The 15,683-nt window shown below is 69.1% G+C and carries 14 protein-coding genes and 3 pseudogenes; 6 read left to right on the plus strand and 11 right to left on the minus strand.

Features of this window, described 5'->3' with window-relative positions:
- On the plus strand, positions 1–555 hold a 555-nt coding region (locus ASD48_RS17175; protein WP_057602534.1), incomplete at its 5' end, for a hypothetical protein.
- 454 nt (positions 556–1,009) lie between these two features.
- On the opposite strand, the gene ASD48_RS17180 is transcribed toward ASD48_RS17175, so the two are convergent.
- From ASD48_RS17180 to ASD48_RS17195, 4 genes and pseudogenes are all read right to left on the minus strand, one after another.
- On the minus strand, positions 1,010–1,474 hold the full coding sequence (locus ASD48_RS17180; protein ID WP_157880638.1) for a hypothetical protein: 465 nt from the start codon (positions 1,472–1,474) through the stop codon (positions 1,010–1,012).
- A 216-nt stretch (positions 1,475–1,690) separates the two neighbouring features.
- A pseudogene (locus ASD48_RS17185) lies at positions 1,691–1,993 on the minus strand (helix-turn-helix domain-containing protein); the annotation flags it as partial.
- A 297-nt stretch (positions 1,994–2,290) separates the two neighbouring features.
- A pseudogene (locus tag ASD48_RS41940) lies at positions 2,291–3,348 on the minus strand (transposase); the annotation flags it as partial.
- A gap of 52 nt (positions 3,349–3,400) precedes the next feature.
- Complete coding sequence (locus ASD48_RS17195) at positions 3,401–3,835, minus strand: helix-turn-helix domain-containing protein (RefSeq protein ID WP_079073810.1); 435 nt, start codon at positions 3,833–3,835, stop codon at positions 3,401–3,403.
- A gap of 92 nt (positions 3,836–3,927) precedes the next feature.
- On the opposite strand from ASD48_RS17195, the gene ASD48_RS17200 reads away from it, so the two are divergent.
- Positions 3,928–4,767, plus strand: a complete 840-nt coding sequence (locus ASD48_RS17200; protein ID WP_057602537.1) for an NAD(P)H-binding protein — start codon at positions 3,928–3,930, stop codon at positions 4,765–4,767.
- 121 nt (positions 4,768–4,888) lie between these two features.
- On the opposite strand, the gene ASD48_RS17205 is transcribed toward ASD48_RS17200, so the two are convergent.
- The 6 genes from ASD48_RS17205 to ASD48_RS45205 all read right to left on the minus strand — a co-directional run bounded on the left by ASD48_RS17205 (position 4,889) and on the right by ASD48_RS45205 (position 9,242).
- Entirely contained in the window at positions 4,889–5,383 is a 495-nt protein-coding gene (locus ASD48_RS17205) for a hypothetical protein (RefSeq protein ID WP_057602538.1), read from the minus strand.
- 454 nt (positions 5,384–5,837) lie between these two features.
- Positions 5,838–6,515 (minus strand): hypothetical protein, encoded by a 678-nt coding sequence (locus ASD48_RS44220; protein WP_057602539.1) that lies wholly within the window; start codon positions 6,513–6,515, stop codon positions 5,838–5,840.
- Positions 6,516–6,595: 80 nt separating this feature from the next.
- A complete protein-coding gene (locus ASD48_RS17215) occupies positions 6,596–7,648 on the minus strand; it encodes an alcohol dehydrogenase catalytic domain-containing protein (protein ID WP_057602540.1) in 1,053 nt (350 codons plus the stop codon).
- 25 nt (positions 7,649–7,673) lie between these two features.
- Positions 7,674–7,820: a hypothetical protein gene (locus ASD48_RS44225; RefSeq protein ID WP_157880639.1), complete on the minus strand. Its 147-nt coding sequence runs from the start codon at positions 7,818–7,820 to the stop codon at positions 7,674–7,676.
- Positions 7,821–8,162: 342 nt separating this feature from the next.
- On the minus strand, positions 8,163–9,023 hold the full coding sequence (locus tag ASD48_RS17220; RefSeq protein WP_348983218.1) for a transposase: 861 nt from the start codon (positions 9,021–9,023) through the stop codon (positions 8,163–8,165).
- 21 nt (positions 9,024–9,044) lie between these two features.
- Entirely contained in the window at positions 9,045–9,242 is a 198-nt protein-coding gene (locus ASD48_RS45205; protein ID WP_242432626.1) for a hypothetical protein, read from the minus strand.
- A 503-nt stretch (positions 9,243–9,745) separates the two neighbouring features.
- Here ASD48_RS45205 and ASD48_RS17225 point away from each other — a divergent pair.
- Positions 9,746–10,940: pseudogene (locus ASD48_RS17225) on the plus strand (IS110 family transposase).
- 12 nt (positions 10,941–10,952) lie between these two features.
- Here ASD48_RS17225 and ASD48_RS17230 read toward each other — a convergent pair.
- On the minus strand, positions 10,953–11,282 hold the full coding sequence (locus ASD48_RS17230; protein ID WP_063887462.1) for an ankyrin repeat domain-containing protein: 330 nt from the start codon (positions 11,280–11,282) through the stop codon (positions 10,953–10,955).
- A gap of 369 nt (positions 11,283–11,651) precedes the next feature.
- On the opposite strand from ASD48_RS17230, the gene ASD48_RS17235 reads away from it, so the two are divergent.
- The 3 genes from ASD48_RS17235 to ASD48_RS17245 all read left to right on the plus strand — a co-directional run bounded on the left by ASD48_RS17235 (position 11,652) and on the right by ASD48_RS17245 (position 15,599).
- Entirely contained in the window at positions 11,652–12,038 is a 387-nt protein-coding gene (locus ASD48_RS17235; RefSeq protein ID WP_057602542.1) for a hypothetical protein, read from the plus strand.
- A 794-nt stretch (positions 12,039–12,832) separates the two neighbouring features.
- The gene (locus ASD48_RS17240; protein ID WP_057602543.1) at positions 12,833–14,074 is read left to right on the plus strand and encodes an Ig-like domain-containing protein; all 1,242 of its coding nucleotides are present in this window, start codon (positions 12,833–12,835) and stop codon (positions 14,072–14,074) included.
- 619 nt (positions 14,075–14,693) lie between these two features.
- Entirely contained in the window at positions 14,694–15,599 is a 906-nt protein-coding gene (locus ASD48_RS17245; protein WP_057602544.1) for an NADP-dependent oxidoreductase, read from the plus strand.
- The last annotated feature ends 84 nt before the right edge of the window (positions 15,600–15,683 follow it).

Raw genomic sequence — 15,683 nt, forward strand, 5'->3', positions numbered from 1 at the left:
GCGGGGCCGGCGCTGTTCACTCCGCTCGCCCTGGGCGTGCCGACCCTGCTCGTCGCCTTCTGGATGGCGCTGGCCGGGGCGCGGGCGTCGACCGTGTTCGTGGTGGTGGGGGTGATCGCCGGGCTGGAGTACATGATCGGCTGGCCGGCGCTGGCCTTTTCCCGGGCCCGGGACATCCTGCGGGTGGAGTTCGCGCCGGCCGGGGTGCCCGCGTCCCTGCGGTTGGTCCGGGCCGCCGGGCCGGACGACTGGCTGCCCGTCAAGACCCTGCGCGAGGTGCGGCTGACGCACAAGGTGGTGGAGCCGTACCAGGGGGACTACAAGCCGGCCGTCTCCACGCTCGCGCTGGAACTCGTCCTGCGGGGCGTCCGGGAGCGGCTCGCGCTCCCGTTCGGCGGCGACCCGCAGCGGCTCGCCGACGCGCTGGAGGCCCTGCTCGGCCCGGCTGGGGTCGTGGTGGAGCTGCGCACCGAGCGCAGTACACGCGATCGGCCGCAGCCCAACTCCGGCTGGACTTCCGGCGGTTCGGCCTCGGCCGGCTCGGGTGGCGGCTGACCCCGGGCTGCCCGTGGCGCTCCCCGGTTGGGCGCGTTGAGCCGCCGGGTGGGCTCAGCCGCAGCCGGGTCCTCCGGCCACGGGTGGGGATCGTCTTGAGCTGCCACCTGACGTCGCGCGGGTCGATGCCGCCGTAGTCGTACACAAAGGCGGCATTGTCGCCGTGGTCGAAGAGGAACTGTTCAAGGACGTCGTCCGGCCACTGCAGCGAGGCCAGCGCCTGGTCCACGCGGAATCGGCCATAACCTAGCTGCACACCGCCAGATGTACCGCGGATTTCCGGCAGCGCCTGACACAGTGCGGCCGCGCCTGGGCCGGGGCAGTCTGAGGTTCCGGCTGCCGCACCCCAGAAGCACGGTCCCTCCCGTTCGCCGGCCGGGTTTCGCCACTCGGCCACCTGCCGCCCCAGGCAGACGCGTCCTGCGGGGCGACAGGGCTTCGGTGCGCCGGGAGGTCAGCCGAAGTTGTACACGGTGACGGTCACGGATCCGCCTTCGGCGCTGATGGTGTACTCGCCGGGGCCCGTGTACGGCACGCAGCCGTCGGCGAGGATGTCGTCGTCGTTGATGCCAGTGTCGTCCTCGCCCACGAAGGCGCACACCTCGGTGACGGGGTGGGGGACGTAGCGGTGCTCGGCACCGCCGAACAGCGGATAGCGGGGCAGGGTGGGGGTGTTGATGTCGCGGTCCGGGTGCTCCCACAAGGCGGTCTGCTGGCCCCACGGTGCCCTCACCACGACTTCACCGTAGGGCTCGGGCAGGTCGTTGTCGTCGCTCTCCCGCGGGTTGGAGAACGCGATCGAGTACGTGATGGGCCCGATATTCGCCTGGGCCTGGGCCGCCCCGACGCTAACCCCGCCGACCAGCATCAGGACTGTTGAGGCAAGGACCGTCAGCCGGCCCGCAGACTTGGAACGCATCCCAAACTCCCTTTCACTCAGTGTAGTTGAGCGACTACGACTAGTAGGTTATGGGGGTGCGGGGTCGCCCCGGACCGCTCCTCTGGGTAAACCCCCCGCAGGGATGGGACCGAAGCTCACGCGGTCATTGCGCGGGCGCACACACAGTTGACTGCCTTCCAACAGCTCCCCTGCGCGGTTGGCCGCCCTGCGCTCGCCACCGACTACGCAGGTGATGGCCGTCTGGATGACGAAGTCTTCGTCATCAGGACCGAGTTGGCGGGGACGGCCTCCCGCCCACCTAGTTGGGTTCAGGCAGGCCAGGCCGATCTCGTTGAACCGGTGGATCACGTCCCGGACAGGATCCTCGTCGGCCTGCACCAGCTGGGCGATCACGGGCACCCGGTTCCCGCCGGCCGAGGCCAGCAAAATCATCGCACGCCGATAGCGCACCGAGCCGGTGCTGCCCCGACACACGATCTGCTGCAGCTTCTGCCCCTGCTGGTCGGGCAGTCTGCGCACACGGACAGGCTCGGCCACCGCATCTCCAGCCGATGGATCGGACGTCACCACCCATCCAACCGCCACGATCACCAAACCGGCCAACCTATGCGGTCAGAGCACTAGAGGGGCCATCGCGGACCCTGTGGCCGAGATGAGAGTGGCCTGCGGGCCACGGGTGACTCGCTGCGCCGCTGGGGCGCCTTCGCGGGTGGGGTGAGGTCATGGCGGTGCCGTCTTCCGGCCGACCCCACGATCCGGCGCCTGTCGGGCGGCCGGGGCCGCACGGCGGGGCGCTGTGAGTGACGCGGCGCGTCTGGTGGAGTGCATCGATGATCTGGTAGAGGGTGAGGCCGCCGGACTGGGTGCTTTTGGGGCCAGGCGTTGTTCGGTGAGGAAGGCGTGGGCGGCGGTCACGAGGGTGACGTGGTGGTGCCAGCCGGGCCAGGATCGGCCTTCGAAGTGGTCCAGGCCCAGGCCGTGCTTGAGTTCGCGGTAGTCGTGCTCGATGCGCCAGCGGACCTTCGGCAGACGGACCAGGTCGGCGATCGCCATGTCAGCCGGCAAGTTGGACAGCCAGTAGTCGGTGGGAGTCTCGGCCCCCTCGGGCCACTCGACCAGCAGCCAGCAGTCCGGCAGGACCCCGTCCCACCAGCCCTGCTCGGCCGAAGCAGCGGTTCGGATCGGACGCTCGACGGCCTTGCCCGCAGGGCGGATGCGCACGGCGCCGAAGCGGGACCGCAACTCTCCTCGCGAGCCGTTCCGCCAGGCGACGGTGGTGAACGCGTCCTAGGCGGCCTCGACCACGACGGCCGGCCGCCTCATGCCTCAGCCGACCAGGGTGTCGAGCATGTCCAGAGCCAGCCCCGTCACTTCTCCCGGTGCGTGACCTCGGGCGGGACGCGGGTGACGGTCCTGCGGCCGGTGTCCGACGCCCACTCCTTCGGCAGGAACAGCCACCATTGCAGCGGACAGGAGGCAGTGTCGGTGGCGGCGTGGACGCTGACCGCGACCTGGCAGTTGGCGCGCTTTCCCAAGGCCCCGCAGTACTGCGGGGCCACCGCGACCGACATTCTTCCGTCCTTGGGTACCGACACGTCGTCGATCACCCAGGCCGTCGGTGCGATGAGCGGCAGCATCCGTTCGCAGATCCGCCGCTGCACCGGCATCGGATCCCAGGTGGACTGGTTCACGAACTGCTGAAGGTTCTGTTCGTCGCCGGCCGGCAGCCGCGAGGCCATGGCCTGGATCGACTTGCGGCAGCCGTCCAGCATCAGTCCCCGCATGTAGCAGCCGCCCTTGGCCCGCTGGTCCTTGCGCGGCACCGAGGCAAACACATCCGCCACGTACAACGCCAACGTAGCCCGGACACGGCTTACTTCATGTGCGTCCACCCATCCAACATGCCCAGGAACAGCCCAAACCGGAAGACCTAACGGAGTCCTACTAGCCGGGGCCTGCGCTCCCGTCATGTACAGCAGCACCTACCTCCGGCCGTTGACCGGCGAGGCCGACCGTCCTCGATCGTGGCAGCCGCTGTGTGATCCGGTCGAACAAGTCCGTCAGCGGCTCGCCGACGTCCTGACCAAACTCGGTCAGCCCGTAGGTGACTTGGGGCGGCGTCGTCGGCTCGACCTCCCGCCAGACCAGGCCGTCCTGGACCAGTGCGCGCAGTGTCTGAGCGAGCATCTTCTCGCTGATGCCCTGGATGCTGTCACGCAGCTCGTAAAACCGAAGGTCGTTGCTCCGCAAGGAGATCAGCACCCAGATACCCCACCTGCTGGTCACGTGGTCGACCACGTCGCGCGCGGGGCAGTCGGTGTGAAACACCTCATACCGATTGCCCGCCTCGGCCTGCGTCAGCTGCGCGCCTTCCCCCATGTCCGGAGCTTACCTCTGGGTACGTTCTTACGGAAAGTAAGCCCGACTCCTAGCGTCAATTGCCGCAGTGCACAACGGACTAGGAGCTGAACATGATCGTGGTGACCGGGGCTACCGGGAATGTGGGCCGGCCTTTGACGCAGACCTTGGCCGAGGCGGGCGAGCAGGTGACAGCGGTGTCGCGGCACGCGGCGGCGGTGCCGGACGGGGTCCGGCACGTGCCGGCTGACTTGACTCAGCCGCAGGGTCTCACTCCCGCGTTGCAGGGGGCGAAGGCGCTGTTCCTCCTGCTGTCCGGCGACCTGCACGCCCCCGAAGCCAGGCCGACCGACATTATCGACCTGGCCGCGGCCAGCGGGGTCCGCCGGGTCGTGCTGCTGTCTTCGCAGGGCGTGGCTACCAGGCCGCTCGGCCCGTCGCGGATCGCGATGCGCGCGGTGGAGGACGCGTTGAGAAGGTCCGGCCTGGACTGGGCCGTCCTGCGACCGGGCGGCTTCGCCTCCAACGCCTTGGCCTGGGCGGAGTCCGTCCGCACGCAAGGGATGGTCGCCGCCCCCTTCGGCGACGTCGGGGTTCCGATCGTCGACCCGGCGGACATCGCCGAGGTCGCGGCGGCCTGTCTGCTGGACGACCGGCACACCGGCGGAGTCTTCGAGCTGACCGGGCCCGAGGTGATCACGCCGCGTCAGCAGACGGAAGCCATCGCCGTCGCACTCGGCTCGCCGGTGCGGTTCCACGAACTCACCCGCGAGGAGGCCAAGGCCGCAATGACCCAGTTCGTGCCGCAGGAGCTCGCCGACGACACCCTGGACATCATCGCCGCCCCGAACCCCGCCGAGCTACGGATCAGTTCGGACGTGGAACGAGTCCTCGGCCGCGCCCCGAGCCCCTTCAACGACTGGGTCGCCCGTAGCATCGCCGCTTTTCGCTGAGGCACAACTAGCTGAAGCGACCGGGCAGCTTCATGCGACTACGGCCGCACGGAGCGACCCGTAGCGCCACCTCCCACCACCAGCCAGAAATCAAGAGCCGGAGCGGCCTGACGGAGTCCTACTAGCAGGTGTGGTCGAGATCCTTCGCGATCACGCTGTGCAGGGTCGCGCTGTCCGGTGCGGCGGGGTCCGGGACGACGAAGGCGTAGTCGACGCCCTGCGGGTACTCCCCGACGACGACGGTGAGTTGGTCGGTCAGCGTGGGGAACGTCCGCATCTCCCCCTCCACCCCGGCCGCACCGAGCAACTCCTCCAGCTCCCCGAACGTGACCTCCGACGCGAGGGTCACCGTCTCCCCCCACCGCCCGGTCGGCACGTCCACCGTCCCGGTCCAGGTGCTCAGCGCGACCCGGAAGATCTCGCGACACCCGCACACTTCCAGGCGCACGTCCCCGTACACGAAGGTCCGGGGCCAGGTCCCCTTCGGGTGGAGGAAGTAGTCGGCCTCGACCGGTGGTCCAAGTACCTCGGTGACGGCGTCCAGCGTGGCTCTCGGCCTGAGGACGCCGACGCCGCCGGTCGTCGCGTAGTCCGCCAGCACCTGCCTCATGTCCATACCGGAAATGATCTCAGGTTTCGGCAAGACCGCGGGCCCGTTTGAAACGGGTGAGGCCGTCGGGAGAGGTCCACGATCGGGTCGGAGTAGTTCGCCGGCCGCCAGCCGGTCAAGGCCGCGCAGCCGCCACGGTTCGTGCACGGACGAGCCCTGGATATCGGCGAGGCCAGGCGGAGCAGGGCTTCGGTGTCGCCGTGGCCGGGGGCCTCCCGGGCCAGGGCTTCCGCACCCTGCCGGTCCCCGGCCTCCTCCCGCAGCTCGGCGCGGCTGTACGAGGCTTCGATGTGGCACCCGCCCGAGCCGCGAGCTTCACGATATGTACACGCCAGGCACACTCGCCGCAGTCCCGGTGTCCACGGCGTCGTCATCCCCGCGGGCAGCGCCGTCCTGGCTGCTCAAGGCGCCGCCGTTTGCGGTGCAGCAGCTCTCGGAGAGGTTCGGGCTGCAGGCGGTCTCAGCCGATCTCCGGGTGGTGGCCGGTCGGCGCCCTCGGAGAGGTTCGGAGTGCACCGCGTGGCCGTACCGGCGCCATGTCCCGCGCCGGGACCTCGCCCAGTCGCGCCGCAGTTCGCGGGCGTGGGAGATCCACAGCCGGTAACGGCGGTCGCAGTGGCGGGTTCAGCGGGGCGCCCGTCCGTGTGCTCCACAGCTCCTTGATGAGGTTGTGGCGGCCGACGTCGCCCGACCACTGGGCCACCGGCTTGGGGCAGGTCAGGGGCTGCTCGGTGATGAAGGCGGCGAGGGGCTTCGGCGCGGACTTGCGGCCGATTAGGTCCTTCAGCCACGACTGCCGGGCCTTCTCGGCGGCGCGGTAGGCCTTGTTGCCCGCCTTGACGTACTCGCGCGACGGCTCCGACGACTTGGCCTCTTCCACCGCTTCGGTCGGCTGTACGTCTGCCTCGTCGTCCGTCTCCGGGACGTCTTCCTGGGGCGGCCGGTGACCGAAGCGGTCCGGGTCGGTGCAGAAGTAGTTCACCTCGCCGGGCTCCTGGGGGTTCTCGGCCCAGGTCGCCACGTGGCCCGGGCACCCAGTGTGGGCCTCGGCGGTCAGCGGCTCGCCGTCCGGGCCGTCCAGCTCGGCGAGCTGCTCGGCGGTCGGTGGAAGGGTGTCGGAGTCCTCGGTCAGCCGCACCCCGGCCGCGTGGAGCTGCGGACGGACCTTGGCGCGGGCCTGCTGCGGTTTTCGGAAGAGGCGGGCCCTGCGCAGGAGGGTCAGCGGGTGGGTTCGAGGAGGATCTTGCGGACGCCGTCGGAGCGGCCTGCGAACAGTTCGTACGCCGCCGGGCCTTCGGAGAGGGCGAAGCGGTGGGAGACCACGACCTCGGGCTTGATCCGGCCAGCACGGGTGAGGGCGATCAGGGGAGGGAGTTCGTAGTGCACCGAGCACAGCCCGATGGCGAACTCCAGTTCCTTGATCTGCGCCAGCCCCATGTGGAAGGGGAACGCCTTGCTCTGGCTGATCCCGACGACGCTGACCCGGCCGGCCTGCCGGACGGCCTTGAGGGCAAGCTCGATGGTGGCGTCCGAGCCCACGGCCTCCACCACGGCGTCCGGCCCGCGTCCGCCGGTCATGTCCCGTATGGCCGTCCGCGCGTCCTCGCCCTCGACCGGCTCGACACCCAGGGTGGCGGCGAAGACGCGGCGCTCCGCGACCAGGTCTACGCCCAGCACCCGCGCGGCGCCCATCGCGAAGGCGGACTGGGCTGCCATGAGGCCGACCGGGCCGAGGCCGATGACCAGGACCGTCTCACCGGGCTGGATGCGGGCTCGGCGGCAGCCATACCAGGCCGTGGGGGCGTTGTCCGTCAGGACGACGGCGGCCTCGTCGGAGATGTCCTCGGGCAGGTGCACCAGATTGACGTCGGCGTACGGCACCGCCACGGCCTGGGCCTGGCTGCCCGGGAGCTGCGGGCTCACTCCGTAGCAGAGGTCCGTGCTGGACGTAGCGCGCTCGCACCGGGCGGTGAATCCGGCCGCGCACGACCGGCACTGGGCACAGCCGACGGAGGCGGGCACCAGAACCCGGTCGCCGGGCCTGAAGCGGGCGACCTGGCCGCCGGTGTCGACGACCACGCCGACGCACTCGTGTCCCGGTGTGTAGCCCAGTTCCGGGCTGAACGGGTTGCCGCTGTAGATGTGCAGGTCGCTCCCGCAGATGCCGGCCGCGGTCACCTGCACCACCGCGTCGGTGGGGCTGGTGACGGCCGGGTCGGGGACATCCCCGTAGCGGATGTCGTGACGGCCGTGGTAGGTCAGCGCCTTCACCTGTTTCTCCCTCTTCTCAGCCCGGTCAGTCCGCGATCTTCAGCACCGGCTTGCCGTGGTCGTCACCACGGAACAGCCACCTGGCCGGCTCCTCGACGTGCTCCCAGTCGGTGGGCCACGGCTCGCCTACGGGGCGTGCGGCCAGGCGCACCTGGCGGTTCGTTCTGCTCATCTCCGGCGGCTCCTTCGACGGTCGCGTGGGATCGGCGGCCGACACCGGCCGCCAGGCCGGCGTCGTCGCGTACCGAGTGCGTCCATACCGGCTAGTCGGTATGGACGGTGAGCGTACGGGGGCCGTGCCGTCGGAGACAAGAGGGAATCCGGTGCGACGTACGGCTCACGCGGGCGGCCGGCACAGGGAAAGCGTGGTGAAGCAGCTCTGCCGGCACCAAGTCGGCACGGCCACCGATCCGGTGCCGACTTCGGCCTGAATCATGGAAACCTGCGGACACGGCTGCGTCACGTCACGGCGCAGCGGGGGGCAGGCCGTCGAGGCCCCCCCCCCCCGAGGCTGCTATATCGCGTCAAGCGGTTCAGAGGAGATCGTCGGGGTTCGATCCGAGCGTTCGAGGATCTTGAACAGCTGGCGACAGACTGCTCGTTTCAAACAGCGCTGTGCGTCGCGGGAGGTCTTGCCTTCGCCGATCCTGCGGGCGACGTATGTCTTCGTGGCGGGGTCCAACCGCATACGGATGAGCGTGATGGTGTGCAGAGCGCGGTTCAGCTGCCGGTCACCGCTGCGGTTGATCCGGTAGCGGTTCGTGAGCCCGGAAGAGGCCGGGATCGGCGAGACGCCGGCGAAGGAGGCGAAGGCGGCCTCGGAGCGGAAGCGGCCGGGGTGCGACCAGCTGACCAGCACCCGGGCCGCGGTGATGGGCCCGACTCCTTGCAGTTCCAGAAGCTCTGGAGCCGTCTGACGCACGAGGCCAAGGATCTCGCCCTCGAGGTCTTTGGCCTCGGTTTGCAGTGCTTGAACGCGCTGGGCAGTGGACCTCAGGGCCCGGACCGTCATGCGGTGCTCGATGCTTTGTGCCGGGCGGTCCCTCAACTGAGCACAGCGGCTGATCTGCGCCGGTCGCTTGAGTTTCCTCAATTCGGCACGGAGGTCGTCGGGTGCCGAGACGATCAGGCCCTTGAACTGGTTGATCGCGGCTGTGGAGGCGAGGACGGCGCCGTGGCGGGTGACGAGGAGGACTCGCAGAGCCTCCCGCTCTCCTCGGGCTCGCGGCTGGATGAGGTGCTCGCTGGCGAGGGCTTCCTTGGCTGCCCGGATGGCGTCGATCATGTCGGTCTTGCGTCCACCGCGGACGGCTGGCCGTTTGGGACGCGGTACTTCGACGACCTGTTCGCCAGCCTGGTCGAGGAAGGCGGCCAGCCCGGCGCCGTAGCTGCCAACTCATTCGAGTGCCCAGCATCGCCGGCCTGGGATGTGCTGGCGGGCGAAGTCCAGCAGGCGGCGGTATCCGCGGGCGTTCGCGGGAGCGTCCGTCGTGGCGAGGACGGCACCGATCGGGCTGACGGCTGCCGCGGCGAGGGTGTCCCGGTGGGTGTCGACGCCGATGACGCCGTCGACCTGTTCTGCGAGCATGGTCACGCGGTTGTTCTCCTTCAAGAGCTGGGCAACCGTGGTCGGCGCCGGCCTGGGTGGAGTCACCGCGTGGCAGAACTGTGATGAGTCACGTCGAGATGGCGGACAAGCTGCTGATCAAGCCAACGGGGTGGGCCAGGCCGACGCCGACGTCCGGTAGACATCTCGGGGGCACGGCAGGCTCTGACGAGCCGCCAATTACCTTGCGGGTCATACCGGAACGTCAACGCCAGCCTGGCAGCAACCCCACCCGGGCCGCAGTTCGACTATCACAGTTACCTTTTTCGTGGCTCCGCAATGGGGCCTCCGGCCTTCGGGTCCGGCATGACTCCCCCCTTGTTGTTGATGACCCGGGGGGTGGTGTCACCGGTCCCGGAGGCATCGGCGGACCGCTGATGAGGGGCTTGAGCAACCGGCTTCACCCGAGCCGGAAGAGCTCTCCGTAACGTGGATGTGGCAGCTCGGTGCCGAGGCAAGGCCGGACGAAAGCGTGATGGAGGGGCCTGCACGTGATCGACACCGGCGACATCGACGTCTTCCTCGGCCTGGACGTCGGCAAGGGCGAACACCACGCCACCGCCATCACACCGGCCGGAAAGAAGGCCTTCGACAAGCGGCTGCCCAACACCGAACCCAAGCTCCGCGAGCTGTTCGCGAAACTCCAGGCCAAGCACGGAACGGTACTGGTCGTGGTCGGCCAACCGGCCTCGATCGGCGCCCTGCCACTGGCCGTTGCCAGGGACATGGGCTGCCCCGTGGCCTACCTTCCAGGTCTCACGATGCGGCGGATCGCCGACCTTTACCCGGGCGAGGCCAAGACCGACGCGAAGGACGCATTCATCATCGCCGACGCGGCCCGCGCGATGCCCCACACGCTGCGGGCGAATCGACCCCGAGGATGAGACCATCGCCGAGCTGGAGATGATCGTCGGGTTCGACGACGACCTCGCCGGCGAAGCCACCCGCGTCGCCAACCGGTTGCACGGCCTGCTGACCCAGATCCATCCCTCACTGGGACGGGTCCTGCGTCCGCGGTTGCATCACCCGGCCGTCCTCGCATTGCTGGAACGGTTCGGTTCCCCGGCCCAGATCCGCAAGGCCGGCCGGCGCCGCTTGGTCACCCTGTTATGGCCGAAGGCACCGCGGATGGCCGGCGGCTGGTCGAGGACATCTTCACCGCCCTGGACGAGCAGACCGTCACCGTTCCGGGCACCGAGGCAGCCGCGCTGATCGTCCCAAGCCTCGCCAACTCACTGACGGCCGTCCTGGAGCAGCGGAAACTGCTGGCCGGACGAATCGAGGAACTGCTGGAGGCCCACCCTCTTTCGAAGGTCCTGACGTCCATGCCGGGCATCGGCGTCAGGACCGGAGCCAGGATCTTGATCGAGGTCGGCGACGGCAGTACCTTCCCAACCGCTGGCCACTTCGCCGCCTACGCCGGTCTCGCCCCGGCCACCCGGAGCTCGGGCTACTCGATCCGAGGCGAACAACCCTCCCGGAGAGGAAACAAGCAGCTCAAACAGGCCTTCTTCCTCTCCGCGTCCGCAGCCCTGGGCGACCCTGCCTCCCGGGCCTACCACGACAAGAAGATCGCCCAGGGCAAGCACCACACCCAAGCCCTGCTCTGCCTCGCCCGACGCCGACGTCCTCTTCGCCATGCTCCGCGACGGAACCTTCTACGAACCCCAGCCAGCCGAGACCTGACCTGCAGACATTTCACTGCACGGAAGGAGGCTCCCCAAGATGCACCGCGACATCTGAACCGATACGCCAGTCGGCGAGACGCCGCGGGCTCACACCATGAAGGTTGGCCCTGTCCGCATCGGCACCTGCCTTGACCAGCAGCGACAGCACCGTGCCATCGTCTCGATACGCGAACACGGCCTGCCACAAAGGCGTATTGCCCTGCCCATCGGGTGCATCCACCTCTGCACCCGCCGCCAGGAGAGAGCCGACAGCCGCGGCATCCTGCTCATCCACCGCGAAGTGCAGCTGCGTCCACCCCTGGCGGCTCTCACGACCCAAGCCCCGGTCCTCATCCGTCATGCCCGCCATCATCACGATTGCTTGACGAAGGGGATAGGGGCACCCCCCCGCGGGGATGGTCCCGGGGCGGTGGGGTACTGGGTGACGTCGCAGTTGTGCTCCCCGTACGGGGCCCTCGGCCTCTTGGCCGAAAAGCGGGATCGACTACGCGAAGCGCTGGCATGGACGGTGCGGGCAGTGACTCTCTTCGACGAATTCCCTCACCCAGATTCCGAACCGGCGCCGACACATCTCAAAACGGCTGGTCGGCTTGCTGGGGACGGGCCCCCTGGAGGAGACCTGGCTCTTCGTCACAGGCGCCTCGCTGCCTCCCACGGTGCGTCGCCACATGCAGAACCCTGCATCACCATCGTCCGAAGAGGAGTCATCATGAATGTTCCGACGATCCAGGGCGCACGGTCCGCCGCGAGGCGCCTGCGGGACCGCTACCCCGGCCTGACCATTGAGGTGGAGGAAGCGCTGCAGAGCGGCGGCGCCAGGCGCCCGGACCAGTACGCCGACGTCGTCTCGCTCGCCGCCCCTGTCGTGAGCGCTGCGGCTCTGACCTGGCAGGTTTACAACGACCTCAAGACCCGCGGCCCCGCACCCGAGCCTGACGCCGCGCAGCGCGATGTGACCAGCCGACTGGACACCGCAGTTACGGCAGCGGTGGGTCGTGACGAGCTCGAACGAGTCATCCGCATTGTCGTCACCGAAACCCTGAATACCGCTCGACCCGCCCACCCGGAGGAGGACGACGAGCCCGCGCAACCGTAGTGTCGGGAGGTTCTCGGGGAAATGCCCGCCGCGCGGCGTGAGAGGAAGAGATGCTCGACGTCCTTCGCGGCGCAGAGCCGCAGAGCCGCACAACGACCGTCAGCTGTCAGGCCGCGTCAATGTGTGTCCGAGGGACGCCGAACTCTTGCCGCCACCGGTCGACGATCACCTCGAGCCCGGGGCAGGACAGCAGCGCATTCGGTGAGCGATAGCTCGTCTCCACCATCGTCGGGGCGGTCGAGGAGTGGTTCGCGCGCGATGGAGACATCACGCCACGGGCGTTCCCCGCAGAAGCCCCGCATCCTGTCGAGATCGGGCGCCTCGGCTCGCGCCGGCTTGCGCCTGAACGTGGCGAAGCCGCTGTAGGACCAGCCGACGTCGGGGCTGCTGGTGCCCCGTCTCCCGGGAACGGAGTGGGGCGCGGCGCGCACTAGGTCGGTGACCTTCACGTGCCGGCCTGCGCGGTGGGTGCTGATGCGGCCGAAGATTCCCTTCGCCTTCAAGGAGCCCTTCGACGACGCACACGACTCCGGCCTGGGCCCGCTCCGCATGGCCGACCAGGACGCCGGCCCTCCGCATCCTGCGGTCCCTGCTGCTCCGGGTACCACCTGCTCGCACCCGGCCCGGGGGCCGGGGCCCGGGCCATCGTCTCGGTGAAGCATGCGGGCGAATAATGGCCTTCATCACAATTTACTCATTTCGGGGCAGGGATCTGCCTATAAGTAGGTTTACAGATAGTTGCGCCCCTTCGGCGATCAACAACCGATGCACAGACCAGCGACAGGGAGAAGTGCTTGATCACGCTCTACAGACGACGCACCGGGCAGCTGGCTACGGCTGGAGTGCTCGGGGGCGTGCTCGCAGTCACGGCCCTGGGCGGCACGAGTATCGCTGCCACCGGCGGCAACGATGCCGGGAACCGACCGGCATCGCAGGCGCCGGCAAAGGGGGCGGGCACCCAGGAAGCCTCCGACGCCCGGATAGAGATCACGCCCGGACAAGGGGCTTACAACGTCGGGATCAACGGCCCGGTCGATGTAGCCGCCAGTAACGGCAAGCTCACCAAGGTGACGATGACCGCTGTCGCGACCGGCGCCGAGATCCGGGGCACCCTGTCCGCGGACGGCACCAGCTGGAAGCCGGACGGCCGACTGGAGCGTGCCACCAAGTACCAGATCGCCGCAGAGGCCGAGGACGCCAAGGGCCGCTCCACCACCGGTAACGCCACGATCACCACGGTCTCCCCGGCGAACGACTTCATCGGGCACGTCTCCCCCATGAACGGCTCCACCGTCGGCGTGGGAATGCCGGTGTCGGTCAACTTCAACACGGCGATCAGTGACAAGGCCTCCGTGGAGTCGGAGATCCAGGTCAGCTCCAGCAGCGGCCAGCAGGTCGTCGGCCACTGGCTCAACGACCACCGCCTCGACTTCCGCCCCGAGAAGTACTGGAAGTCCGGCTCCACCGTCACCGTCTCGCTCAACCGCCACGGGCTCCAGAAGACGGTGACGTTCAAGATCGGCCGAAGCCAGATCAGCACCGTGGACGCGAAGACGAAACAGATGACCGTCGTCCGGGACGGCAAGACGATCAAGACCATCCCGATCTCGTCAGGCAGTCTCGAGCACCCGACGTACAACGGCCGGATGGTGATCTCCGAGAAGTTCAAGCACATCCACATGAACGGTGCGAGCGTCGGCCTCACGGAGAAGGACGGCAAGCCCTCGTACGACATCAAGGCCGTCCCGCACGCCATGCGCCTGACCGACTCGGGCACGTTCATCCACGGCAACTACTGGGGTACCGACTCCGTCTTCGGCAAGGTCAACACCAGCCACGGCTGCGTGGGCCTGAAGGACGTCAGGGGCGGCGGCGACGGCAGCCGGCCCGCCGCGTGGTTCTTCGACCACTCGATGATCGGTGACGTCGTGCTCGTCAAGAACTCCACGGACAAGACAGCGTTGGCCCCGGACAACGGCCTCAGCGACTGGAACATGCCGTGGAGCGAGTGGATCGCGGGCGGCCCGACCACCTGACCTCAGGCCACTCCACCAGCCAGCCACATCCCGCGGAGCGGTTCGCGTACGCAGGGCTCCGACGCCGTCGGATCGGCACGAGAGGGCTCCGCCGCTGACACCGGCCCTGCGTATTCGCGCCCGCCGTGAATCCCACAGCCGGCAGCCGAGCCGCTCCCCCATCACCAAGGGCAGGCAGGCGCCAGAACCATTGATCCGAATGCGGCCTGCGGGTTGCGGGTTGCGGAAACAGTGGCGCCGCCTGGGGACTCGACCGACTTGCCCGCGGTTCCTTCACAGCGCCACCCGAAGATCCGCCGCCCCCGTCACCGGCCCTGTCCCGCGTCGGCGCACCCTGGCGCGGCAAGGCCGAGAGGCCATCCGTTCGCACGCGCAGAGGTGCCCCCGTCCCGAGAACGGAACACCCGTTCCGGACGTCGGCGCGCGGCGGCACCCTCTCACCGTCCGGGTGTGCGCCAGGTCCCGCCCGGCCCGCCCCTCCTGCTCGCGTACGGCCAGGACGTCGGGCGACGCTCTCTCGCACAGTCCCGGCAGGAAATAGTTGGCTAGCCACATGTTTGCTGCTACGGTAAATATGTGTCCAGCCACCTAAACGAGTGGCGGCACGAGAGGAGTCGTCATGAAAGCCATCCTGTTCGACCGTTTCGGAGGCACGGAAGTGCTGCGGCAGGCGGACATCGAGGTTCCACGGCCCGGCCCCGGGCAGATCCGCGTCCGCGTCAAGGCGGCCGGGCTGAACGCGCTGGACGGCAAGATCCGCTCCGGGGCACTGGAGTCCGTGTTCCCCACGCCGCTCCCCTCCGTCCCCGGTCTCGAACTCGCCGGCGTGGTGGACGCCCTGGGTGAGGGCGTGCGGGACGTGCAGGTGGGCGATGAGGTGCTGGGCTGGTCGGACACCGGCTCGTACGCCGAGTACGCGCTGGCCACCACCGTGGCCCCCAAGCCCGCCGGCCTCGACTGGCGGCACGCGGTCGCGCTGCCGGTGGCGGGCGAGACGGCCGAGCGGGTCCTGAACCTGCTGGGTGTCTCCGCCGGGGAGACGGTGCTGATGCACGGCGCGTCCGGAGCGGTCGGAACCCTGGCGGTCCAGCTCGCCACGGCCCGCGGAGCACGCGTGATCGCCACCGCCGGCCCCGCCAACCAGGAATATCTCGCCTCGCTCGGCGCCACGGCGACCGTGTACGGCGAGGGCCTGGTCGAGCGGGTGCGGGCGCTCGCCCCCGACGGCGTGGACGCGGTGTTCGACCTGGCCGGGAAGGGAGCCCTGGAGGACTCGATCACCTTGCGGGGTGGCACCGATCGCATCGTCACCATCGCCGACTTCGGTGCACGGCAGCTGGGCATCACCTTCTCCCAGGGCTCCCAGGAACGCTCGGCCGACCGCCTGGCCGCTCTGGCGGAGAACGCCGCGGACGGCAGGCTCGTCACCACCGTCACCGCCTACCCGCTCGACCAGGCGGCCACGGCCCAGCAGGTCAGCGACGCCGGGCACGTGCGGGGCAAGCTCGTCCTCACCCTCGACTGATCACGCCCGCCGCTTCTTCTGCCCCTCCTTCCGCCACGCGTTCCCCGCCTTCCCGATCACCACTGTTCATCGCCGCACAGAAGG

Origin of the sequence: Streptomyces sp. Root1310 (genome assembly GCF_001426425.1) — a bacterium.
Classification (GTDB): domain Bacteria; phylum Actinomycetota; class Actinomycetes; order Streptomycetales; family Streptomycetaceae; genus Streptomyces.

Coding starts and splice junctions, on each gene's coding strand:
- ASD48_RS44225 (WP_157880639.1), bottom strand. CDS start 7,820: ATGAGCAGAACGAACCGCCAGGTGCGCCTGGCCGCACGCCCCGTAGGC.
- ASD48_RS17230 (WP_063887462.1), bottom strand. CDS start 11,282: ATGACGGATGAGGACCGGGGCTTGGGTCGTGAGAGCCGCCAGGGGTGG.
- ASD48_RS17205 (WP_057602538.1), bottom strand. CDS start 5,383: ATGGACATGAGGCAGGTGCTGGCGGACTACGCGACGACCGGCGGCGTC.
- ASD48_RS17235 (WP_057602542.1), top strand. CDS start 11,652: ATGAATGTTCCGACGATCCAGGGCGCACGGTCCGCCGCGAGGCGCCTG.
- ASD48_RS17200 (WP_057602537.1), top strand. CDS start 3,928: ATGATCGTGGTGACCGGGGCTACCGGGAATGTGGGCCGGCCTTTGACG.
- ASD48_RS17245 (WP_057602544.1), top strand. CDS start 14,694: ATGAAAGCCATCCTGTTCGACCGTTTCGGAGGCACGGAAGTGCTGCGG.
- ASD48_RS17195 (WP_079073810.1), bottom strand. CDS start 3,835: ATGGGGGAAGGCGCGCAGCTGACGCAGGCCGAGGCGGGCAATCGGTAT.
- ASD48_RS17180 (WP_157880638.1), bottom strand. CDS start 1,474: ATGCGTTCCAAGTCTGCGGGCCGGCTGACGGTCCTTGCCTCAACAGTC.